We start from the raw sequence: 22,184 nt of genomic DNA, 5'->3' as shown, positions 1-22,184 counted from the left end.
CGCCCCTGGGTCATCGACAGAACGATCGACGTTACCCTTGCCTAGCAGGGACGTATGAGCCGCGCACGGCATCCAGCAACCAAGGCTCGCCCACGCTGACGCAACCACGAACGGAGTCTCATGTCTGCACCGCTAAACGCGTCCGCCACGACTGTCGGCGCTCTGCTCTCCGGCTCGACATTTGAGATTCCCGCATATCAGCGTGAGTACGCTTGGGAAACCAGCGAGGTTCAGGACTTCTGGCGCGATCTCTCTGGAGCTCTCGAAGAAGACGAGTACTTTCTAGGGCTGATCATAATAACGGGAGAAGAGAAGCGTAAACACGTCGTCGACGGCCAACAGCGGCTGCTCACGGTCGAATTGCTGGCCGCCGCCCTGCGCCACAAGGCGATCGAAATTGGACGATCGGCGCTGGCCGATAGAATCGCAGCCACTCTCCTTCGATCGATGGATTACACAACCGATGATGTCGTCGCTCGAATTCGCTTGACCGACGATCGAGCTGACAAGACTCTTCAGGCAATCATCGATGTGGGCCGCATTGACCCCGCATCGCTCGAGAAAAGATCTTCATCTGAGCGTCTCTGGAAGGCCTACGAGTACCTCGCCGCTCAGATCGCACAGGGCAGTGAGGTGGAAACATTCAGAACGCTTGGACTGTGGGCAGAGTTCATCAGTGAGAGGCTCTACGTGGCCGTCTTCGAGCATCCCGACGAAGCCACAGCCTATAGCGTGTTCGAAGTCGTTAACACGCGTGGGCGCGAGCTGACCACCGCGGATCTGCTTAAGAACTACGTCCTGCGTCACACAGAACCTGCGGCTAGGATGGACCGCTACTTGCAATGGTCAGCGATAGCCCGCGAATTTGAACAGGTCGGCGGCGGCCAAGGGTTCGTCCCGTACATTCGGCATGTCGTCAACCTGAGCGCTGGCTATGTACTGCCGAAAGACCTCTATAGGCACATCGCTCAAGTCAGCGATCGCAATCCCGACACGACGGTCAATGATTTAATGGCAGCCCTTGACGCTTACCTGCCACTCTACCTGCAGCTTCTCGACCCGACCTTCGATGGTCCCGCCGATCCTGAGGCGCTTGGCATCTTCGTTGCCCTCAATGAACTCGGGATCGCAGCGGTCCGCCCGCTTATGCTAGCGATTGAATCGACGCCAGATCCCGTCGTCGGAATGACCGAGGTTCTTCGCTTGATCGTTAAGCGGATGGCCGTAGGCAACCTCGGTGCTGGAAGCGTCGAGCGCAGGTTTGCAGATGCAGCTGCCACTGTCCAAGCCGCCGGCTCGTGGCAACCGGGCGTCGACATGTTGAGAGACATGGATCACCCGCGCCAAGATTTCGTGGACCAGCTTGTTCGCCGCAGCTACAACCGTGCGGTCCTCACCTTTATCCGTCGGTCGATCGTTACCAGGTCCATTACACCGGCGTCTATCGGGACCCTCCAATATATCCGCCCGCGCAAGGCGGAGAGCGCAGCATGGTCCTCATTCACCGACGAAGAGGCAACATTCTGGGCCTCCACGCTAGGAAATACAATTCTAGTTGACGTCGATAGACGTCCACCTGGGGCGGGATCGTGGACCGGCGCGAAGGAGCGCCTCCTACTGCCTCACGCTATACCCGGTGAGTTCACCGACCTGCTGAGCGCTGAGCCGGAATGGACAGCCGAAGTTGTGGCTCGCGTTGGCGGACTGCTTGCTGAGGCGGCGGCTGATGTCTGGTACTGAGCCCGAGCCTGCCGCCGAAGCCCTCGACCGCCTGCAGGCGGTGCTCGATCGAACTGTTCCGATCGCACCTCTCGACGAGTTACGTCGAAGCCTTGACCGTCGGCCCGCGCCGCAAGCCGTTCTCGGTCAAATAGCTTTCGGCTTCGACTCAAGTGTATTTATGCGCTTGGCGGTCCATCGCCGTAGCGCCGACATTCTCGACTATCTTCCACGCCATGAGGCGCCACTGATAATTCCAGGGCAGGCGATCCAAGAGTTCTGGAACAATCACTTCAAGGTAATCGACACGGTGGCCACGTCACTGAAAAAGAGATTTGAGCAGCTCGCTCAGGACGTCCATAAGTTAGATCCTGAGTTCGGTGATTTCGAGGCGCAGATGCAGTCGCTTTTGGATCGTTTCCAGGAAAGCTATGGGCATGTATACGACGAGAACACGCTAAAGAACGTCGGGGGGATGCTGACGATCCTTCAGGAGCGGGCCACCTGCCCCTTTGCGCCCAGAGTTCGCTTTAGCAAGCTCGTGGCGATACGCCATACCACAAAAACACCTCCGGGCTTCAAAGACCCAGGTGACGGCGACTTCTTCATCTGGGTCGACTTCCTCTTTGGGCTATTGGTCTCCGTACTTGAGGGAGAAAAGACGTTCAGGTCTATCGTGTTGCTAACGAATGACCAGAAGCCCGATTGGAGCACAGGTGGCGTGCCGCACCCGGTTCTTTCTGCCGAGGTAGGTGCGCTATTTGGCGTGCCTTTCGACGTATGGGATCTTGAAAGATTTGCCACCGAAGTCGTTCGCGCGTTGGAGACACCGAGCGATGATGCGGCCCGCGACGTTGAAGAGCAGCGAATTGATGCGTCTCCTCCAGCCGCAGAACCAGGTTAATAGCGTGCGGTGGGTTTGGAGTAGGCCGGGCGAAGCGACCTCGGCACATTGGAGGGGGCTGTCGTAGGGAATCGATAGCCATCGCCGCCGGAATGAGCTCCTACAGCGACCCAGCCATCCGCTGGAGGCGGTGACCTCGGACCTCGTACCCAGACTCCTCCAGAGTGGTCAACCATCCAACAAGGGTCCCGATCCGTTCGGGCGCTCGATAGAGACCCGCACGTTGCTCGGCCCGAGTGAGCCGTTCGTAGAGCGCGCGGCGCGGGTGGTCTAGGCCCAGGAACTCTTCCTTGCGATGTAGGAGGGGCGGGTTCGCGGAACGCCCGTAGCCTCGATGCTCGACAGTGAGGCGCCGGAGGTTGACCGTGATCGCAGTGTCCAACGTCGGGTGCGCGTCGTGGTCGAAGCTTGGATAGGAGAGATACGAGACCTGCGGCTGGGCGACAGATAGCTTGATCATGTTCGCCTGCACGACGGTGCCGGCTAGGGCGCGGGCGCAGCCCTCATAGACCTGGAGGACTGGCGGCAGCTCAGCCAACGCCGACCGATGAACATAGAGCGCACTCGGGGTCTGCTTGCCGATCTTGGAGCTCCGGGCGGTGACGAGCACGATGGCCGGGTCGCCACAGGCGAGCAGTAGGCGGTCTGCCTGGGTGCAGGCTTTCCTGTACGTGCCGAAGAGCGCGCGGATGTCGCGCGCGAGCGGGGTCGGCAGCTCGCCGAGCCGTGGGCGTCCCCCAAATCTCGACAGAGCGACGTAGATCAGCAGCTCCGCGCGCCGCTGGACCGACACCCGATCCCAGTGAGCGTCATCGGTCACCTGTCGTATGAGGCGATGTCCGCGGCTCAGGCTGCCGAAGACCTGCCTGACGGTGTCCTCAGTGGAGTCCCCCAGCTCGCCGGGTCGGGGCGGTCGCGCATGCTCGGTGACGAAGGCAAACAGCGGGGCGAGAAGCTCCCGATGAGCTTCGTATGTCTGATGGGGGTCGACGTGCACCCGTGGGCGGTATGTGTAGACGCGGGTCGCCAGGAACTGCTGAGCATCGACGGGGTCACGGAACACGTAGAAGATGCCGGGCGCCGCGGCAAGGGGCCTCACGCCGATGGTGTCCTCGATCCAGATGGCCAGCTCGTTCTGGTCGTAGAACCGCTGAAAGGTACCCGCCCGAGTGATCATGCCGTCGGCATGCGGAACGCCAATGAGGTCTCGCGCCTCCCATGTCAGCCGGGCTGAGACGATCAGAAGCCGTCGCGCGAGCTTCCACGCGGACCGTAGTGTGTCGGCTCGCTCGGTAGGGTGTTCTATGACGTTGACGACGTAGCCGAGGTTAACGACTTCTGCTGGAGTGCGCGTCACCTCCGGGTTGTGATTCGGATCCCAGCCGTCAGCCGCATAGCCCAGATCGCGAAGGCTGCGGACATCGTCTCCCCGCCCGCAGCCGTAATCGAAGATGCTTTGCGCCGGGTCCAGTAGCCCGTCCACGAGTGCCGTCGAGATCGGGCGAGACAGGTCGGACCGCGTCATAGCGGTGCGATGCCGGGCGACTTCCATCGTCAGATTGCAGGTGGCTCGTCGAGCGCAAGGCTGGCGAGGCCACTGATGTCGGACACGCGAGGGTCACCGACGACGTATCCGATACCGCGGTGGAGGTGAAGGCGAAACTGTTGGGCAAGGGTTTCGTCGTCGAGCGGCAACCCATCCTGGTGGCAGCGATAGCGCAGCAACGCCCAGAGCTCCTCATCGAGCGGTCCGGCAAAGACACGCCAGGTCATCTCAACATTGCTGTCGAGCACGAGCTTGGCTGCGGGCGGGGGCGCCGGTTCTGCCAGGGACCGGCAGAACGCCCAACGGCACAACACGTTCCAATGGGCGACGCCCGTCCGGCGCTTTAGGGTGACTAACTGGTCGCGTGCAGTCTGGGACAGACTGATGTGTTCGACGGGCATGTCGTTACTCCCAGAAGTAGCCGGCGCTAACGGATGTCGAGTTCGCGGCGCGATCGAAGTCGAGGCGGTACGAGCGGCCGACGTGCGGGCGAATCCGTTTGTAGGCTTCCTCGTCGATCTCGGTGTCGGTCGAGAGCAGGATGACCTGGTGGCTGGCGTGGGGGAAGTACCGGTCCAGGAGATGCTCCCGATGCGAGCCGTCCAGACGGCCCAGCGGGGTATCGATGATCACGGGCAGCGGCCGCGCCGCAGCCCTGGCGAGGCCCCACAGCAGCGCGACCGCGAGCAGCTGCCGTTCACCGGCCGACAACAGCTGCGCTTGGAGCGCCTGTCCGTTACGTCCAGTGAGCTCAACGGTCTGTGTTGTCGCATCAATCTTGACAGCGGTGATAAGCCGGTCCTTGCGAAGGAGCCGCGTGAGGGCCTCGTGGATGAGGTCCGAGATCCGATCAACATGGCGTCGTGCCGCCGCGGCACGCAGTGCATCAAGCGTTCGTTGGACACGATCCACGTGCTCGACGAGGCGCCGATCGTCATCCGCCGCCAGGTTGGCGTCTGCCGCCTTGTCCATGGCCGCCTCGTAGGCGGTGTCGGCTTTCGCGCGTTCGTGGCGCAGCGCGGCGAGGCGTTCTTCAGCTTGCGCAAGCGCGGCGCGCGTATGGTTGGTGCGCGTGGCGGCTGCGTCAAGCTCCGCCCGGAGTGTCGCCAAGGACTCGGGATCTGGGATGGCGATCAGGAGGCGCTCTGCTTGATCGAGAGCGCTGTGCAGAGCCTGACGCCGCTCAAGCACACTGGCCAATCGACGCTGGGCAGTCGGTAAAGCTGAACTGTGTAGGAACTCAACGTGCGCGTTGTCGCGAACAGCGACAATGGACGGAGCTTCAGTGGATGATTGCCAGTCCATTCGGTCCCGGGTCAGGAACTGCTCGACGGCCTCTACCGTTCTGGCGTTCGCGAGCGTCGACTTCAGTACATCCAGCAAGGCTTGATCGCGCTTAGCGACGACATCTGCGAGCAAGCGCGCCTGCTGCGCCTTCGTCTCACGGCCTGCCTGGGTCACCAGCCCGGCCAGCAGAGTCTGAGCCTGCAGGAGAGGCGCGATACCCGCAGCCTCCTCACGTAGCTCGTCCTCGAGTTCCGTCAGCTGGCCACGAAGCAGGTTGACCTTAGTCTCTGCGGCCTCTCGTTGATCTAGAAGATCACCGCCAGCGGAGCGATAGCGCTCCCTCACCTCGAACAGCCGCTTGCTGGCCCGTTCGTCCTCAACCCGCGTGGCCGCCACGCCCCCGGCGGCGCTTTCCTCTGCCTGACGAGCCGACGTAGCCACGCGCTGACGGTCCTCGATGGCTTTTCGGAGCTCTTCGGGCACCTGCCTGCCACGGTGCCGTCGGCGAAGAACGGACAGGTCGGTCGCCAAGCGATCGATGAGGTCAAGCCCGAGCAAGGCGGCCAGCGCAGAGCTAAGCACTTGCTGTGACCGATCCATGTCCGCGAGCGCCTCGATTTGCTCACCGTCGAAGAAGAACAGACCGGCGATGCCACGTGGCAGGAAGGTCTCGACGTATTGACCCCAGGTGGAAGTCAGGGCGTCGTCGGGCTGTCCGTCGAGCCAAACTTGCAGATCCTCGCGGGTGGAGCTGCCAGCGCTGCGCCAGCTGCGGCGAACCCGGTATTCATGCACGTCCCCATGCTGATGTGTGTGGAACGTGAGCTCAACCATGGCGCCCTCGTTGCGGGGTACGCCATTGTGGATAAGACTTCTAAGGTACCATTCGTAACCACCTGATCGACGAGTGGACGATCGGGCCAGTGAGCCGTAAAGGGCAAGGTGGATGGTCTCGAGGACGGTGGTCTTGCCCGCGCCGTTGAGGCCGCCGATGAGCACGATCGGTCCTCGCGTCGAGTCTGGTGTCAACACCAACTCATGACGACCCGCGAACGTGCCGACGTTGTTGAGTACGAGCTTGTCAAGAATCACGTGTTGGCTCCTGCATCAACTCGCCTGACGTAGCCGTCTGCGAGATCGATGGGGTCTGGTTCGTCCTCCGCTGGGGTGCGTTCCATTGCAGCCTTGCGCTGCTCTGCGCGTGCGGTGGCGTCGGCCTCATCCTCGAAGAAGCCTCGCCGCATCGCCTTCTCCAGCGATTCAAAGAGGCCAGCCCTACGGGCCTGGGTTCGGTGACGCTGCTCGACGTCCAAGAGCTCGCGCACCATCTCGAAGTGCAACCGATCATCACCGATCACCTCACGCAGCACGTCGACCGTTTCCGGTCCCAGCGGCATGTGCTCGTCGAGCGGGCGGCCGGGATACGGTTCGCCGATGGCCGCCTCGTAGAGGCTGGGAAGGTTGTCTTCGAACTCGTGCTTCTCCACCACCCAGAGCCGGCGAATTTCCTCGAGCTCGGCGACCGTGACCAGGTGGAGGGAACGCACATAGTCCGGGCCATTCCGGCGAATCCATGCCTGCGCCTCCAGCAACCGCCGCAGCCAGCGCTCACGTGACTCCTGGGTGTAGGGGCCGGGAATGGACTTGCCGTTGAAGAGCTGGACCGAGCCGTTCATGCGACGGAAGTCGCGCAGGTGCCGGTCGTCGGCGACATCAAGCTCGTTGCGCAGCTCCAGCAGCGGCAGCATCCACTCTTTCTCGTCGTCGTTCTGGATCATGGCAGCCATGGACTTGTCCTGCTCAACGAGCGTACAGGTCCAGCAGCCGAAGCGGCTGTCGCCGCAGCTCGGTGTGCTGGCGTCGACGACCAAGGGGCATTCACCGTCAGGAGAGGCACCCTGGTACATCGTGAGCAGCTCCTTGTTGGAGTACCCCCACGGGTTGGGGCGCTGCATCAAGAACGTCCAGACGTCGTCGTTCGACCAGTTCTCAACTGGGGAGTAGACCAGGCAGTTCGGCAGCGAGCCGTTCGGGCTGAGTAGGTCCCTGACACGGCGAGCCTCCAATGCAGTCATGCGATGGGATCGTCCCGAACTCTCAGCCTTCCGGGTGCCGAGCACGAGGATGGCTTCGCCGTGGGCGCGGACCATGTCACGGATGAAGGCGTTAGATGGCTTGATCTTCAGGCGCTCGGTGCACCAGCGGAATTTCGGCCGAGGCGCCGGGTAGCCGCGACCGATGAGATTGACCCAGAAAGTGTCGGCAACCGCCGGCGTAAGGCGGTGTGGCCGGATCGGCAGGCCTTCGCGTTCCGCCGCCCCCTGGAGCACCTCAAGGGAGTGTGCGACCCAAGCCGCTACCACCGGGTTCTCGACCAGTGTGTCGGTGCTGATGACATGAACGGGTTTGATCCGCTCCTCCGGTGCCAGTCCGGCCAGTGCCATCCAGACCAGCTGCAGTACCGCGGTCGAGTCCTTGCCGCCCGAGTAACCGACTACCCACGGGACTTGGTCAGCGAGGTAGAGCCGTTGGGTCTGAGCGACGAGCGCTTCGATGGTGCCGGCGAAGCCCTGCTCATCAAAGGCGGACCGCGTCACCGGTCGGATCGGAAGATTGCGCGTCATTTGTTTCCCCCAGTAAATGCGTCTTCGGCCCGTTGCTCATCGGGCGGCAACGGCAAGTTGAGCGCGGTGCGGATGGCGGCGGTAGTGAGTAGGACATGGGATGAGGACTTCGACACCCGGCCGCCCGTCATCGCCCTCCCCTCCCACAGCGCATCGTTCGACCGATGCCAGTCGATCTGTTTCAGCAGGCGCAGCTTCGCGGCCCACTTCCCTTGGCTCTTCGACTCCGCAATCAGGCTGCGCCCAACCCTGCCCAGAGCCTGGAGCACCAGACCGTAGGTGTGGATGAAGTCGCTGCGGATGTCGCCCGCCGTCGTCTCGCGGTTGTAAACCTGTTCCCACTCTGGAAACTGCTCCGCGACGAGTTGCCAGTACGCGGCAGCAAGGTCGACCTGTCGTTCCAGCGATTGGTCATTGAGGCCGTCGAGTAAGGTCTTGGTCGCGTTATACAGAGCCGACAGGGTGAATAGCTTGCGCGAGCGCTGCGCAAGGTTGCTCGTTTCCATCTCGGTCAGGTCGCGTAGGAGCGGCGAGCGCGACACCACGAGCCTGGTGACGGCCGACATATCGTCGCGGTAGTCGTAGAGGACACCGATGGACTTGGCCGGCCGGATCGCGTATCGGTTCAGGTCCGCGAACATCTGCTGGCAACGTTCGAGGCCGACGTCGAGAAACATGACGATGGCGATGCTCTCGTCGCCGAGCTCGGGGTTCTCCGACAGCGCCTGCTGGATGCCGGCCCGACGATGCTGTCCGTCGTTGATCACAAACTTGGCTGACATGGGGATGGTGAGCGTGCCTACTCGCTCGTTTGGCCCGCCCATCTCGATCGGCGTAAAGGTCACGTCCGCGTCCACAGACGCTGTCAGCGCGGAGAAGACGTAGCTGTCGACGTTGTCGAGCACGTACCGGGCGATCTCGGGCACGCGCGCCTTGTTGAGACTGCGCTGGGCGCGCATCTCTAGCGGCAGCTCCTCCTCATCAAAAACAAAGAGGCGCGGGATGAGTCTCAGAGGGCACATGGTGACGTAGTACTCGCGCCCGGCCTGGACGCCCCGGATCGATGGGAAGACGTACTCGAAGCCGGTCTGTACGGACCGTGCCGGAGGCCGCGCCACAGGCGCATCTTTGATCTTGTCCCGTCCCACCGTCCACCCTTACCGCTGAATCGGCCCCGCACGGGAGCGGAGCTTGTACGGACCGATCGATCCGTACAAGCGTCGCCCTCATAACGAACGTTCGTCAAATCTACGTGTACGATCACGTACATGACGGTAGGCGCGCCCACCGACAAGGTCGGGTCCTCAGACGCTGCGGTCCGCTCTGACCAGCCGGTTTATCTCGACTCCAACGCGACAACGCCCGTCGATCCGCGCATCCGGGCTGAAGTTCTTACGTACATGGAGCACGAGTTCGGCAATGCGGGCAGTCGCACCCATAGCTACGGCCAAGTAGCCAAGGAGCGGGTGAACCGAGCGCGGCAGGAAGTCGCCGCTGCGGTGGCTGCCGCGCCCGACGAGATCATCTTTACGAGCGGCGCGACCGAGAGCAACAACATCTCGATACTTGGTCTTGAGGCGCATGGTCGCGAGACCGGCAGGAAGCACATCATCTCCACGCAGATCGAGCACAAGGCTGTCCTCGAACCTCTAGAGCAGCTCGCGCACGGCGGCTTCGACGTGACGCTGGTTCCGCCTACACCAGGCGGCTGGATAGATCCGGACGAGATCCGACGCGCGCTCCGGCCAGACACGCTGCTCGTATCAGCGATGGCAGTCAACAACGAGACCGGCGTCATCCAACCGATTGACGAGATCGCCCAGGTGCTGGCTAAGCACGATGCCTACTTCCACGTCGACGCCGCTCAGGCGTTCGGCAAGGTCCTCGAGCCCTTACGGAACATTCGCATCGACTTGCTAAGCGCATCAGGACACAAGATCTTCGCCCCGAAAGGCATCGGCGCGCTCGTCACCCGCCGGCGGCGGTACAGCCGACCGCCACTCAGCCCGATCATGTTCGGGGGCGGCCAAGAGCGAGGGCTTCGACCTGGCACGCTTCCTGTCGCCCTCATCGCAGGGCTGGGGCTCGCATCGTCCATCGCCATTCGCGAGCATGAGGATTGGCGGCGGCAATGTGAGGCGATCCGGAAGGAGGCGCTGAGCGCCCTCGAGCCCCTTGGCGTGGTGATGAACGGCGACCTTGAGCGAGCGGTGCCGCACACGCTGAACTTCACTGTGCCCGGCGTTGACTCCGAGGCAGCGATCGTCGCTCTCAAGGACGTCGTCGCGATCTCCAACGGGTCGGCGTGCACCTCACAGAGCTACGATCCGAGCCATGTGCTGGCAGCGGCGAATCTGCCCGACGCTCAGATTGCCGGCGCCATCCGAGTGTCATGGAGTCACCTCACGCCAGAGGTGCCATGGGCTGAGGTCGCCGGACGGTTGGGCCGTTTGGCACGGTAGATCTGAACCCGCGTTCAGGTAGACCCTGACGTGCCGGATGCCACTGAGGCAGGTGCGCCACATCGCGGGGGTGTGCGGTGGTCCTCAAGGAGGTGTTCGCGCGAAGCGCTGCCGTCGTTGCTCGGGTCGCCCGCCATGCCCTCGAAGGGCCGACTGTCGTAATCGAAGGTGGCGTCGAGTTTGCCTCCGTCGCTGACGATGAGGGTGCCGTTGTACCAGGTGCCCTTGCCCTCTTGGTACATGGAGTCGCGCGGGACAGCGATGGTGTCGTCGGCCACGTCGTCGAGCATGACCCGCTGGTCATGAGTGCCGTCGGCCATTTCGGCGAGGTTTGGTTGTCGCGCGCCAGAGGCATCGTTGATAGCCCTGCGTGCCGCAGCCATCGCCGACCTGGCGGGCCGGACGGTTCGGGCATGTCGAAGATCAAGGTCATCGCGCTGTCCGTCCTGGAGCACGGCTTGACCAAGGCAGAAGCGGACCGCCGGTTCAATGTGTCGTGGCGGTGGGTGCACACCCTCGTGGCCGATGCGGGACCGACGGCCTGGATCAGGCGGTGGGCGTGTTGAATCTTTCGTGTAAGGCCGGGTGGGCCAGGATTGGTCCGGGCGTGTTTGCGTCGTGGCCGCGAGAGGATTCTTTGTGTCGGAGCAGGAGAAGGTTGTCGATTCCTCGGATGAGGCAGCTCGTCGGTTGGCGGCGGTGTTGTCGGATGAGGCGATTGATAATCTGTTGGCGGATGCCGAGTCGTCCGGGACACCGGTTGATGGTGTTCATGGGTTGTTGAATCGGTTGACGTCGAGAGTTCTGGAGCGGGCGTTGGAGACCGAGATGACCGATCATCTCGGTTATGAGCCCGGTGATCCGGCTGGGCGCGGATCGGGGAACTCCCGGAATGGGCGTTCGGCCAAGACGGTCGCGACGACGGCCGGCCCGGTGAACGTGACCGTGCCACGAGACCGGAATTCGACATTCGCCCCGCAGATCGTGCCGAAACACTCCCGGCGTGTCGGCGCGATCGAGGACATCATTCTGTCGTTGTATGCGCGCGGGCTATCGACCCGGGAGATCGAGGCGCACCTGAAGGAGATCTACGACATCAACACGTCGCCGGCGCTGATCTCCAAGATCACCGACGTGGTCGTGGACGAGATCACACTGTGGCAGAACCGGCCGGTCGACGAGGTCTACCCGATCGTCTACGTCGACGCCATCCGGATCCGGGTCCGCGACCGCGGCTCGGTCACGCTGAAGTCCGCACACCTGGTCGTGGGCGTCGACGTCGACGGGTTGAAGGACGTGCTGGGGATCTGGATCGCCGCGGAGGAGGGCGCGAAGTTCTGGGCGCACGTGCTCACGCAGCTGCGCAACCGGGGCCTGCGCGACGTCCTCATCCTGTGCTGCGACGGGCTGACCGGGCTGCCTGACGCCGCGCGCAGCGTGTTCGACAAGGTCACCGTGCAAACCTGTGTGGTGCACGTGATCCGCAATACGATGCGGTTCATCTCCTACGGCGACCGGAAAAAGGTCGCCACGGCGATGCGTCACATCTACACCGCTCCCGGCGTCGCGGCGGCCGAGATCGCGTTGAAAGAATTCGAGCAGAATTTCGGGCAGCAGTATCCCGGCGCGATCGAGGTGTGGAAGAATGCGTGGAACGAGTTCATCCCGTTCCTGGATTACCCGGCCGAGCTACGCCGAATCGTCTACACGACGAACCTGATCGAATCAATCAACTACCAGCTACGGAAGATCACCAAGACCCGCGGCCACTTCCCCGACGATGACGCCGCCATGAAGCTGCTCTTTCTCGGGATCCGTAACATCAGCCGGAAACGAGGAGGAGCATCAGGCACCGGAACCCATGGATGGAAGAAAGCACTAAACTTCCTGGTCGTGGAATTCCCCGGAAGACTCACCTAGAAAAGTCACATCAAGGTAAAGGTTTGCCCTGTCTTACACGAAAAACTTGACAGGCCCCAGGCGGTACGGGAGACGACGACGTCGGCGTCGCTGGAGGTGACGACGAGCGGCTCGACGGCTTCCCGGTCGGGTCGGCAGCGTCGCCGTACCGACCGACGGGCTTGGTACCGGCGTGGCACCGCCATGTATCGGCGAGTACCCGCCGCCGCAGTCGCGGCTAGCGTCGCTGCCTGGTTCGTCTTGGGGAACCGCAAACAGGGCATTCCCGGCGCGACACGTGACCTCCAGCGAGCCAGGCGGGACACGCAGACGTGCCAAGCGCGGCGGCACTGCCACCGCCCCTACGGCACTCGGCCACCCCGACCATGCATCATCGGCATCCTCGGTGAGGCCAACGTCGCAATCTCCAGCGGCGGCTGACATCCTGGACGGGCTCGAGCCGCGGTCGCGACGGCCCCGCAACGCCCACGGACGCCCCCGAGCCGCTGCAGGCCCGGACCCTCGAGCTGCGCGAGAAGCTCATCATCGAAGGGCGTTGGACGCCGCGGGCGGCCCCCATCGCGTGACACCTGGTCGCCGAGGGCATCGACCCGCCCCCAGCCATCTTGACCATCCGACGGATCATCACCGCCGCCGGCCTCGTGCTCCCCGAACCGCGGAAGCGCTCTTGGCGCGAAACGCAACGAGAGCCCGGCCCCTGGCCGAGCTCTCGCCTCGCATGAACGATGTCCCGACTCATCACATAGTGGAGCTGAGGGTGGAGCTGAGGGGACTCGAACCCCTGACCCCCTCGTTGCGAACGAGGTGCGCTACCAGCTGCGCCACAGCCCCTGGAACCCCCGCGACTTTACCATCCGGACCGGCCCGCGACCCAATCGGTCGCTAGTCGCCGACGGCGCGGCGGCGCTCCTCGACCACGTCCTCGGCGTCCGTGGCGTCGACAGGTTCCGACGACGCGGCAGGGCGCTCCGCAGGGTCACGGCGGGGCAGTTCGATGGAGCTGGCGGGGTCGAGGCGGCCGGAGGTCCAGGCGCCCGGCTGGCCGAGGTCGATCTTCCGGGCCGCGGGGCGGGTGGCCTTGGCCTTGGTGAGATAGGTCGGCAGCGGCACCGAGACGGGCGACCAGGCGTTGGGATCCTCAACCGGCGCTTCGGCCACGAGCTCATCCGGCAGGACGAGGCGGCGGGGTGTCCCTTCCTCAGCCTCGGACGACTCTGTGTCCGAGGCCCAGACGACGGCGGCCTGACGGGCCTCTCGCTGACGCGAGGAGGCGCGGCGGCGAGCCTCGACCCGTCGGCGGCGGGCTTGGAGAACAGCGGCGCGGCGGGCGACGAACAGGAAGAGGAACAGCAGCACTCCGGGGCCGGCGGGCGCCCAGGCGGGCGCTCGGCCCATGACGACCAGGGCCACCGACACGATCAATAGGACCAGGAGAAGGCTCAGCATGCGCCGGCGGCGCTGGGCGGCGACGGCGAAGACGTCGGGCTCGGCGGGGCGGGCTGCGGGCGACGACACAGCGGGCGCGCCTGAGGTCGCGGGCACCGTTACAACGCCGTGCGGAGCCTGCGGCGGGCCGGCGCGGCGCGACAGGACGCGCACTCGGCGCTCCATGTCGGTTTCGCGAGCGTGCTCGACCTCTTCATTGCGGCGGACCCACTTGGGCACGAGAAAAGCGGCCCACGCTGCGACGATCGCCGCATAGATGAGACCGCTGTACCCCATGCCACAAAACGCTACGGTGCAAGGCAACTCACTCGTTGGACCCTGCCCCGGTGTGTCGCCCGCAACAGGCGTGACGGGTGTGACGAGAGGGGCGTCAGGTCATCCTGATCGCTTGTGCCCGGATCTCCAGTTGCACCTTCTGCGACACCAGCCAGCCGCCGGCCTCGAGCGCCACGTTCCAGGTCATCCCATACGCCTCGCGGTCGATCTCACCCGTCGCGGACAGGGCGAGCCGCTCGCCACCCCAGGGGTCGCCCTTGACACCGTCGATCGAGACATCCAGCTCGATCGGCCGCGTCACCCCGCGGATCGTCAAATCGCCGACACACACGAACTTGCCGGCGCCGCCGCGGCGACGGCGGACCATCTGGCCGTTGACGACGGACCACTTGGGGCCGGAGTCGCCACCGTGGACCTCGCGGGACAGGAAGCTCATCTGCGGGAACGCCTCGACGTCCAGGAAGTCGGCGCTGCGCAGGTGAGCGTCGCGTTCGGCGGCGCCCGTGGTGATCGAGCCGGTGTCGATGACGGCGTTCGCGGACGAGTCCAGCGGGTCGTCGGCAATATGAACGGTGCCCTCGACCTGCTCGAACCGGCCACGGACCTGCGTGACCATGAGGTGCCGGGCGACGAAACCGGCGGTGGTGTGGGCGGGATCGATCTGGAAGACGCCGGGCGTCGGAAGCATCGCCCCGTTCCACAGCCGCACACCAGCAGAGTCGTTCATGCAATCCCCCGAAAGCATCGATTCGACGCCGCCCCATTGCGGTACTCATCAATAGTCGCACAATCAACCAACCACAGACCGTGACGAACACCGTCAAACGGTCGCTCAGGGTCATCGCCGCAGCTCAGCGACGCGAGCTCGACAGAAGTCAGGGCGCCAGACGCGACGAACGCCACCGTCGCAGCAGGCCCTCGGGGACGTCCTCGGCGGTGAGAGCGAACGAGCGGTGGTCGCGCCATTCGCCGTCGATGTGCAGCAGCTTCGGCCGCAGCCCCTCCTCGCGGAAGCCGAGCTTCTCGACGACGCGGAGGGAGGCGCGATTCTCGGGCCGGATGTTCACCTCGAGCCGGTGCAACCCACACACGAAGAAGCAGTAGTCGACCGCCATCGCGACGGCGGTGGGCATGATGCCGTGGCCGGCGAGGTCGACGTCGAGCCAGTAGCCGACGGTGCCCATGCGGGCCGAGCCCCAGATGATGTTCGAGACGTTGAGCTGCCCGGCCAGCCGCCCGTGGTACGTGACGGCCCACGGCAGCGACTCGTCGGAGCGGCCCTGGGCGGCGTGCAGGCGCACCATCTGCCGGAACGACATGGTGTACGGGTCGGCCGGCGGCGGGGGCGTCGCCTCCCACGGCCGCAGCCACGACTCGCTGCGCTGCCGCACCTCGGACCACACGCGCAGGTCGCGGGCGTGCAGCGGCCGCAGCCCGACGGGGCCTTCGTGCAGCTCGACCGGCCAGCCGAGCCGGGTCGACCGCGCCCTCACGACGCACCTCCCGGACGGGGATGGTCGCCGCCGCGGAGCTGGTCGACCGCGTGCGGGAGGACCGGCGCGAGGACGGCGAGACCGTCGCGCACCCCGCCGGGCGAGCCCGGGAGGTTGACGATGAGCGTGCGGCCCGCCCGGCCGGCCACCCCGCGCGACAGGGCGGCGGTCGGCACCCCGGCGGCCACGCCGTAGGCGCGGATCGCCTCCGCCAGCCCGGGCACCTCGGCGTCGAGGACGCGACGGGTCTGCTCGGGCGTGTGGTCGGTGGGGCTGAGGCCCGTGCCGCCGGTGGTGACGACGACGTCGTAGTCGTCGGCGACCGCGGATCGCAGCACCGCCTCGACCTCGTCGCCGTCGGGCACGACGGTCGGGTCGGCCACGTCGAACCCCAGAGCGGCCAGCCCGGCCACGATCAGCGGCCCGCCGCGGTCCTCGTACACCCCCGTGGCCGCGCGCGTCGACACCGTCACGACCAGCGCTTTCATGCTCGCCGCCAGGTTCCGGACTTGCCCCCGGTCTTCTCCTCGAGCCGGACGTCGGAGATGACGGCGCCCTTGTCGATCGACTTCACCATGTCGACGACGGTGAGCGCGGCGGTCGCGACGGCGGTCAGCGCCTCCATCTCGACGCCGGTCCGGTCGGCCGTCCGCACCACAGCGACCACACCCACGGCGTCATCGAGAACCGTCAACGACACGTCCACCCCGTGCAGCGCCAGCGGGTGACACAGCGGAATGAGGTCAGGCGTCTTCTTCGCGCCCATGATGCCGGCCAGCCGCGCGACGGCGAGCGCGTCGCCCTTCGGCACGTCCCCGGCCCGTAACGCCGCCACAACCCGGGCAGACACCAGCACGCGGCCCGACGCCGTCGCCGTCCGGACCGTCACGTCCTTCGCCGACACGTCCACCATGCGCGCCGCACCCTGGTCGTCCAGGTGCGTGAAGCCAGAGCTCATTCCCGCCGCCGTTCGAGCAGGACGGTGTCGACGACCTGGCCCGCCGCGACCTCGGTGACGTGCTCGGGCACGACGATCAGCGCGTTGGCGTAGGCGAGGTCGCCCATGAGGTGCGAGTGCTGCGCGCCGACGGGACGCACCTGGTGCGAGCCGTCCTGCGCCGTTTGGACGCGGGCCCGGGCGAACTGCCGCCGGCCCTCGGGCGAGCGCAGCCGCTCTTGCAGCACGGCCTTGACGCTGGGCCGGTGCAGCCGCGGCGAGCCGAGCATCTTGCGGATGGCCGGCCGCACGAACACCTCGAACGAGACGAACGCGCTGACCGGGTTGCCGGGGAGCGCGAAGATCGGCGTCTGGTCGTCGCCGATGGTGCCGAAGCCCTGCGGTTTGCCCGGCTGCATGGCGACGCTGTCGAACTTCACTGTGCCGAGGCCGGAGAGCACCTCTTTGACGATGTCGTACGCGCCCGCACTGACGCCGCCGGTGGTGATGACCATGTCGGCGCGGATCAGCTGGTCCTCGATCAGCCCGAGCAGCCGGTCCTTGTCGTCGGGGACGGGCGGGACGCGGTAGGCGACGGCGCCGGCCTCGCGCGCGGCGGCGGTCAGCGTGAACGAGTTGGAGTCGGAGATCTGCCCGGTGGTCAGCGGGTATCCGGGCTCGACCAGCTCGCTGCCGGTGGAGATGACGACGACGCGCGGCCGCGGCCGGACGACGATGCGGTCGCGGCCGACGGCGGCGAGCAGCCCGATCTGCGCGGCGCCGAGGTACGTCCCGGCGCCCAGCACGACGTCGCCCACCTGGACGTCGCCGCCCGTGCGCCTGATGTGCGCGCCCGGCTTGGCCGGGACGGTGATGCGGACCCGCGCGGTGCCGCCGTCGGTGTCCTCGACCGGCACAATGGCGTCGGCGCCGGACGGCATCGGCGCACCGGTCATGATGCGCGCGGCCAGCCCCGGCCCGATGGAGTTGAGCCGGGTGTCGCCGGCCGGGATGTCCACGACGACGGGCAGCTCGACCGGCTCGTCCGCGGACGCGGCGGCGACGTCATCGGCCACGACCGCGTAGCCGTCCATGGCGGTGTTGTCGAACTGCGGCAGAGACCATGGCGCGATCACGTCCTCGGTGAGGACGCAGCCGTGCGCGTCGAGCAGCTGGAAGTCCAGCTCGCTCAGCGGCCGGACCGCAGCGAGGATGTCCGAGAGATGGTCAGCGACACGCTTCACTCAGTCATCCTCGACCTCGGGCGGAAGCTGCGCAACGAACTCTCGCAGGAAGGCCCGGAAGTCCTTGCCGAGGTCGTCGCGCTCGCTGGCCAGGCTGACGATGGTGCGCAGGTAGTCGAGGCGGTCGCCGGTGTCGTAGCGGCGGCCGCGGAACACGACCGCGTGCACGCCGCCGCCCTGGTCAGCAGGCATGCCGGCGAGCGTCTTGAGCGCGTCGGTGAGCTGGATCTCGTTGCCGCGGCCCGGCTCGGTGTGCCGCAGCACCTCGAAGACGGCCGGGTTCAGCACGTAGCGGCCGATGACGGCGAGGTTGCTGGGTGCGGTGCCGGGTTCGGGCTTCTCGACGAGGTCGGTGACCCGCATGACGTCGTCCTCGGCCGGCTCGACCGACGCGCAGCCGTAGAGGTGGGCCAGCTCGGGCGGGACCTCGATGAGCGCGATGACGCTGCCGCCGTAGCGCTTCTGGACGTCGAGCATGTGCGGCAACAGGGGGTCGCGCGGGTCGATGAGGTCGTCGCCGAGCATGACGGCGAACGGCTCGTCGCCGACGTGCAGCGCGCCACAGAGGACGGCGTGGCCGAGGCCGCGCGGGTCGCCCTGGCGGACGTAGTGGATGTCACCGAGGATCTGCGACTTCATGACCCGTCGCAGCCGCTCCTGGTCGCCCTTCGCCTCGAGCGCCTTCTCCAGCTCCCAGGCGCGGTCGAAGTGGTTCTCGATGGCGTCCTTGTTGCGCCCGGTGACCAGCAGCACGTCGGACAGCCCGGCCGCGACCGCCTCTTCGACGACGTACTGGATGGCCGGTTTGTCGACGACCGGCAGCATCTCCTTCGGCGTCGCCTTGGTGGCCGGCAGGAACCTCGTGCCGAGGCCCGCGACCGGGATGACGACCTTCGTCACCGCGCCGTCCTGTGCCGTTCCCGCTGCAGTCATGGGCGTCACCCTACAAAGACGGGCGGACAGGCAGAAGGGCGACGTGCGGTCGGCCGTACGTTTGCGGTATGCCGACCACTGTGCGAGAGGCCAAGCGGGCCTTGCGGGACCGCATCCAGGCCCGCCGCCGCGAGCTCGACGCGACGGCGCTCGCCCACGCGGCGGGCGGGTTGCGCGACGTCGTCCGGGCGCTGCCCGAGGTGGCCGCCGCCTCGACCGTCGCCGCCTATGTCGCAGTCGGCCGCGAGCCCGGCACCGGCCCGCTGGTCGAGGCGCTCAGCGACGACGGCGTCGACGTGCTGCTGCCGGTGCTGCTGCCCGGCGGCGACCTGGACTGGGCGCGTTACACCGGACCGCAGCACCTGGTGCCGGCCACGCGCGGGCTGCTGGAGCCCGACGGCGACCGGCTCGGCCAGGCGGCGGTGACGGCGGCGACGGTGCTGCTGGTGCCCGGTCTGGCGGTCGACCGGCGCGGGCACCGGCTGGGCCGGGGCGGCGGATCCTACGACCGCGTGCTGGCCCGGCAGCTCGCGGTGTCACCGCCGTCGTTCACCTGTGTGCTGCTGCACGACGGCGAGGTGCTGGACATCCCCGTCCCCACCGAGCCGCACGATGTCCCCGTCGACGCCGCCGCGACGCCGGGCGGGGTGCACCGGCTGCGCTGAGCCGGCCGGCTACGGCGACGCCGACGGCTCCGGCGGCCGGAACGTGAACGTGTGCTCGCCGGCCTCGCGGACGGAGTCCTCGTCCGAGCGCATCGGCAGCGTCTCGCCGTCGCGCCAGAGCTCGGTCTGGTCCCAGTAGTGGTCGTGGAACGGGTGGCCGCTGACGCCGGTGAGGTCGATCCAGCGCGACGCGTCGAGGTCGCCGAGGTCGGCGATCATCCGCATGGACGGCGACCACACCGTCTCGTAGCCCTCGGCGGCGTCCCAGGCGTTGGCCAGCACGATCGAGCCGCCGCCGCCGACCTCGACCGGGCCGCGGTTGAACATCCACTCGACCAGCCCGATGCCGGACGTGCCGAACGTCTGCTCGGTCAGCTCCAGCTCGTGCAGCCGGCCCCACTCCCACTTCGACGCGTCCTTGCCCTGCTCCATCGTCATCTCGTCGCGGGCGTCGCGGGCCGCCTCGACCAGGATGATGTCGCGCGACTCGGTACCGCCCTCGCTGTCGACGTCGTCCCAGAACGGGTCGTCGGTGTCCTCGAGCAGGTTGCGCACGACCTCGAACCAGCGGCCACCGCCGTCGGGCCACTCGTCCTCGGGCAGCTCGTCGTGGAAGGTCAGCTCGAGCAGGTTGCGCCAGACGGCGTTGAAGTACGCGGCCGCCGCGGAGTCCGCCGTCATCGACCGGTCCCAGCCGCGCAGCAGCCGCAGCCCGTCACCGTAGTAGCCGTCGGGCGCGTCCAGCTCCAGCAGATACGGCACCAGGATGTCGGCGGCGTCGCTGTGCGCGTCCAGCTGGATCTGCGCCATGTCGTCGACGTTCAACGGCTCGGCGCTGTCGATCCGCTCGGCCAGCAGGTCGTTGATGCGCCCGGCCCGGTGCCCGGGGTCGAAATCGCCGGTGAGCAGGAACGGGTAGCGGTCGCTGGTGACCGGCTGATTCGCCGTGACGACGTACCCCTGGGCCGGGTTGAGGACGCTGGGCATGCTGGCGAACGGGATGTAGCCGGCCCACTCGTAGGTGCCGGTCCAGCCGGGGACCGGGTAGCGGCCGTCGTACGTCGTCCGGACGGGGACGCGCCCGGGCGCCTGGTAGCCGATGTTGCCCTCGGTGTCGGCGTAGACGAGGTTCTGCGACGGGACGTCGAACAGCGCCGCGGCGGCCCGGAAGGTGTCCCAGTCGGTGGCCCGGTTCAGCGCGAAGATCGCGTCCGCCGTGCGGCCCGGGTCGAGCGCCGTCCAGCGCAGCGCGACCTCGTACCCGTCGTCGGGTGGCGGCTCCTCCTCGACCTGGGCCTCCTCGCCGAGGTCCTCGAGGTCGTCGTCGTGTTCGGACAGCAGTGGGCCGTGGTGCGTGCTGCGGACCATGATGGTGACGTCGTCGCCGCCGGCCACCCGGATGGTCTCTTCGCGGACCTCCAGCGGCACCCAGTCGTCGCCGACGCGGTAGGAGTTGCCGCGGACCTGCTCGACGTAGAGGTCGGTGACGTCCGGGCTCAGGTTGGTGAACCCCCAAGCGACGTCCTGGTTGTGGCCGATGATCACGCCCGGCAGGCCGGCGAACGAGTAGCCGGTGACGTCGAACGGGCAGGCCGGGCCGACGTCGCGGCAGTGCAAGCCGACCTGGTACCAGATGGACGGCATCGACGGCGCCAGGTGCGGGTCGTTGGCCAGCAGCGGCGCACCCGACTCGGTGTGGTCGCCGGCGACCACCCACGAGTTCGAGCCGACGCCGTCACCGTCGCCGAACGTGACCGGCGCGGCGTCGAGGCCGTCGGCGGCGGCCTGGATCGCCTCGGCCGCGGCCGGCGGCAGCGGCACCTGAGCGCCGTCCGTCCCGGTCAACGCGTCGGGCAGCCGTGGCGACACGTACTCGTCGGGGACGATGGGCGGCGTGAGGTCGGCCGGCGAGTCGGGCCAGAGCTGCTCGACCTGGTCCGTCGTCAGCCCACTGGCCGCGATCAGCGACCGGCTGAGCTCGTCCTGCATGTTGCCGCGCAGGTCCCACGCCATCGCCTTCAGCCAGCTCAGCGAGTCGACCGGCGTCCAGCGGCTCGGCGCGTCGTCGCCGCCGGTCAGGCCGAGCAGCGTGTAGGCGAGGCCGCGGTCGCCGCCGTCGGTCTGATCCATCCAGGCGTTGACGCCGTCGGCGTAGGCGTCGAAGTAGCGGCGGCTCTCCGGGCTGAGCAGCGGCAGTTCGGCCCGTGCGACCTCGGTCCAGCCGAGGGTCCGGACGAACGCGTCGGTCTCGACCTGGTCCTCGCCGAACAGCTCCGACAGTCGGCCCGACGTGACGTGCCGGCGGAAGTCCATCTGCCAGAACCGGTCCTGCGCGTGCACGTACGCCTGGGCCCGGAACAGGTCCTCGGGGGTGTCGGCGTAGATGTGCGGGATGCCGTTCTCGTCGCGGATCACCTCGACGCCGGCCGTCAGGCGCGGGATCTCGGCGGTGCCGTCGTAGTCGGGGTAGGCGCGGCGCACGGACCAGACGCCGACGGAGGCCGAAGCGACGAGCGCCAGCACGACCAGACCGGCCAGGACGGCGAGTCCTGCGGCGATGCGGCGACGAGTCACCGGGACAGCGTAGGCGACCGATCAAGGACACCCGACTGCCCTAGTCCCGTTCCGTCCGGACGTCCGATCTCCGCTCTGTCACCTGATCGTTTTCGTGGGAACGATCAGGTGACATCAGGGCGCCTCCGGCCGGGTGGTTCGTCACCTGATCATC

General features: G+C 66.6%; 20 protein-coding genes and 1 tRNA gene. 6 read left to right on the top strand and 15 right to left on the bottom strand.

What is annotated here, in order from left to right; genetic code table 11:
- Positions 1–120 precede the first annotated feature (120 nt).
- Together BLV05_RS10050 and BLV05_RS35710 are read left to right on the top strand one after the other, a co-directional pair.
- Entirely contained in the window at positions 121–1,740 is a 1,620-nt protein-coding gene (locus BLV05_RS10050; protein ID WP_046773074.1) for a DUF262 domain-containing protein, read from the top strand.
- A complete protein-coding gene (locus BLV05_RS35710) occupies positions 1,727–2,623 on the top strand; it encodes a hypothetical protein (protein WP_152691154.1) in 897 nt (298 codons plus the stop codon). Before BLV05_RS10050 ends, BLV05_RS35710 begins: the two co-directional genes overlap by 14 nt.
- 100 nt (positions 2,624–2,723) lie before the next feature.
- On the opposite strand, the gene BLV05_RS10045 is transcribed toward BLV05_RS35710, so the two are convergent.
- The 5 genes from BLV05_RS10045 to dndB are packed head-to-tail and all read right to left on the bottom strand — an operon-like array spanning position 2,724 to position 9,228.
- Positions 2,724–4,175 carry a DNA phosphorothioation-associated putative methyltransferase gene (locus BLV05_RS10045; protein WP_046773075.1) on the bottom strand — a complete coding sequence of 484 codons (1,452 nt, stop codon included), beginning with the start codon at positions 4,173–4,175 and terminating at the stop codon, positions 2,724–2,726.
- Between the two features lie 2 nt (positions 4,176–4,177).
- Positions 4,178–4,570, bottom strand: coding sequence for a DNA sulfur modification protein DndE (dndE, locus tag BLV05_RS10040; RefSeq protein ID WP_046773076.1), 393 nt, complete (start codon positions 4,568–4,570; stop codon positions 4,178–4,180).
- A gap of 4 nt (positions 4,571–4,574) precedes the next feature.
- Positions 4,575–6,548: a DNA sulfur modification protein DndD gene (gene dndD / locus BLV05_RS10035; RefSeq protein WP_046773077.1), complete on the bottom strand. Its 1,974-nt coding sequence runs from the start codon at positions 6,546–6,548 to the stop codon at positions 4,575–4,577.
- Positions 6,545–8,080, bottom strand: a complete 1,536-nt coding sequence (dndC, locus tag BLV05_RS10030) for a DNA phosphorothioation system sulfurtransferase DndC (RefSeq protein WP_046773078.1) — start codon at positions 8,078–8,080, stop codon at positions 6,545–6,547. Before dndC ends, dndD begins: the two co-directional genes overlap by 4 nt.
- The gene (gene dndB, locus BLV05_RS10025; RefSeq protein ID WP_197683604.1) at positions 8,077–9,228 is read right to left on the bottom strand and encodes a DNA sulfur modification protein DndB; all 1,152 of its coding nucleotides are present in this window, start codon (positions 9,226–9,228) and stop codon (positions 8,077–8,079) included. The genes dndC and dndB overlap by 4 nt, the downstream gene beginning before the upstream one ends.
- A 120-nt stretch (positions 9,229–9,348) precedes the next feature.
- Here dndB and dndA point away from each other — a divergent pair, with 120 nt between their 5' ends.
- The gene (gene dndA / locus BLV05_RS10020) at positions 9,349–10,542 is read left to right on the top strand and encodes a cysteine desulfurase DndA (protein ID WP_046773079.1); all 1,194 of its coding nucleotides are present in this window, start codon (positions 9,349–9,351) and stop codon (positions 10,540–10,542) included.
- Between the two features lie 14 nt (positions 10,543–10,556).
- Here the strand turns inward: dndA and BLV05_RS10015 are convergent, their stop codons facing one another.
- Positions 10,557–10,832: a hypothetical protein gene (locus tag BLV05_RS10015; protein WP_152691155.1), complete on the bottom strand. Its 276-nt coding sequence runs from the start codon at positions 10,830–10,832 to the stop codon at positions 10,557–10,559.
- 12 nt (positions 10,833–10,844) lie between these two features.
- On the opposite strand from BLV05_RS10015, the gene BLV05_RS35705 reads away from it, so the two are divergent.
- Both BLV05_RS35705 and BLV05_RS10010 read left to right on the top strand, forming a co-directional pair.
- Entirely contained in the window at positions 10,845–11,108 is a 264-nt protein-coding gene (locus tag BLV05_RS35705; RefSeq protein ID WP_152691156.1) for a hypothetical protein, read from the top strand.
- A 124-nt stretch (positions 11,109–11,232) separates the two neighbouring features.
- The gene (locus BLV05_RS10010) at positions 11,233–12,462 is read left to right on the top strand and encodes an IS256 family transposase (protein WP_083421479.1); all 1,230 of its coding nucleotides are present in this window, start codon (positions 11,233–11,235) and stop codon (positions 12,460–12,462) included.
- Between the two features lie 758 nt (positions 12,463–13,220).
- Here the strand turns inward: BLV05_RS10010 and BLV05_RS10005 are convergent.
- From BLV05_RS10005 to galU, 8 genes are all read right to left on the bottom strand, one after another.
- Positions 13,221–13,293: transfer RNA gene (locus BLV05_RS10005), tRNA-Ala, on the bottom strand.
- A 51-nt stretch (positions 13,294–13,344) separates the two neighbouring features.
- Positions 13,345–14,184, bottom strand: coding sequence for a divisome protein SepX/GlpR (sepX, locus tag BLV05_RS10000; protein WP_052763201.1), 840 nt, complete (start codon positions 14,182–14,184; stop codon positions 13,345–13,347).
- A 94-nt stretch (positions 14,185–14,278) separates the two neighbouring features.
- Complete coding sequence (locus BLV05_RS09995; RefSeq protein ID WP_046772941.1) at positions 14,279–14,911, bottom strand: YceI family protein; 633 nt, start codon at positions 14,909–14,911, stop codon at positions 14,279–14,281.
- Positions 14,912–15,059: 148 nt separating this feature from the next.
- Positions 15,060–15,677, bottom strand: coding sequence for a GNAT family N-acetyltransferase (locus tag BLV05_RS09990; RefSeq protein WP_052763202.1), 618 nt, complete (start codon positions 15,675–15,677; stop codon positions 15,060–15,062).
- Positions 15,674–16,165 (bottom strand): MogA/MoaB family molybdenum cofactor biosynthesis protein, encoded by a 492-nt coding sequence (locus BLV05_RS09985; RefSeq protein WP_046772942.1) that lies wholly within the window; start codon positions 16,163–16,165, stop codon positions 15,674–15,676. Before BLV05_RS09985 ends, BLV05_RS09990 begins: the two co-directional genes overlap by 4 nt.
- Entirely contained in the window at positions 16,162–16,635 is a 474-nt protein-coding gene (moaC, locus tag BLV05_RS09980) for a cyclic pyranopterin monophosphate synthase MoaC (protein WP_046772943.1), read from the bottom strand. The genes BLV05_RS09985 and moaC overlap by 4 nt, the downstream gene beginning before the upstream one ends.
- The gene (gene glp, locus BLV05_RS09975) at positions 16,632–17,858 is read right to left on the bottom strand and encodes a molybdotransferase-like divisome protein Glp (protein ID WP_046772944.1); all 1,227 of its coding nucleotides are present in this window, start codon (positions 17,856–17,858) and stop codon (positions 16,632–16,634) included. The genes moaC and glp overlap by 4 nt, the downstream gene beginning before the upstream one ends.
- On the bottom strand, positions 17,859–18,791 hold the full coding sequence (galU, locus tag BLV05_RS09970; RefSeq protein WP_046772945.1) for a UTP--glucose-1-phosphate uridylyltransferase GalU: 933 nt from the start codon (positions 18,789–18,791) through the stop codon (positions 17,859–17,861).
- A 68-nt stretch (positions 18,792–18,859) separates the two neighbouring features.
- Here galU and BLV05_RS09965 point away from each other — a divergent pair, with 68 nt between their 5' ends.
- On the top strand, positions 18,860–19,456 hold the full coding sequence (locus BLV05_RS09965; protein WP_046772946.1) for a 5-formyltetrahydrofolate cyclo-ligase: 597 nt from the start codon (positions 18,860–18,862) through the stop codon (positions 19,454–19,456).
- A gap of 9 nt (positions 19,457–19,465) precedes the next feature.
- On the opposite strand, the gene BLV05_RS09960 is transcribed toward BLV05_RS09965, so the two are convergent.
- Entirely contained in the window at positions 19,466–22,030 is a 2,565-nt protein-coding gene (locus BLV05_RS09960) for a penicillin acylase family protein (protein ID WP_046772947.1), read from the bottom strand.
- Positions 22,031–22,184 lie beyond the last annotated feature (154 nt).

The organism is Jiangella alkaliphila, from assembly GCF_900105925.1.
GTDB lineage: Bacteria > Actinomycetota > Actinomycetes > Jiangellales > Jiangellaceae > Jiangella > Jiangella alkaliphila.
Note: the sequence above shows the minus strand (reverse complement) of the source record. Positions and strands in the feature narration are given on the sequence as shown.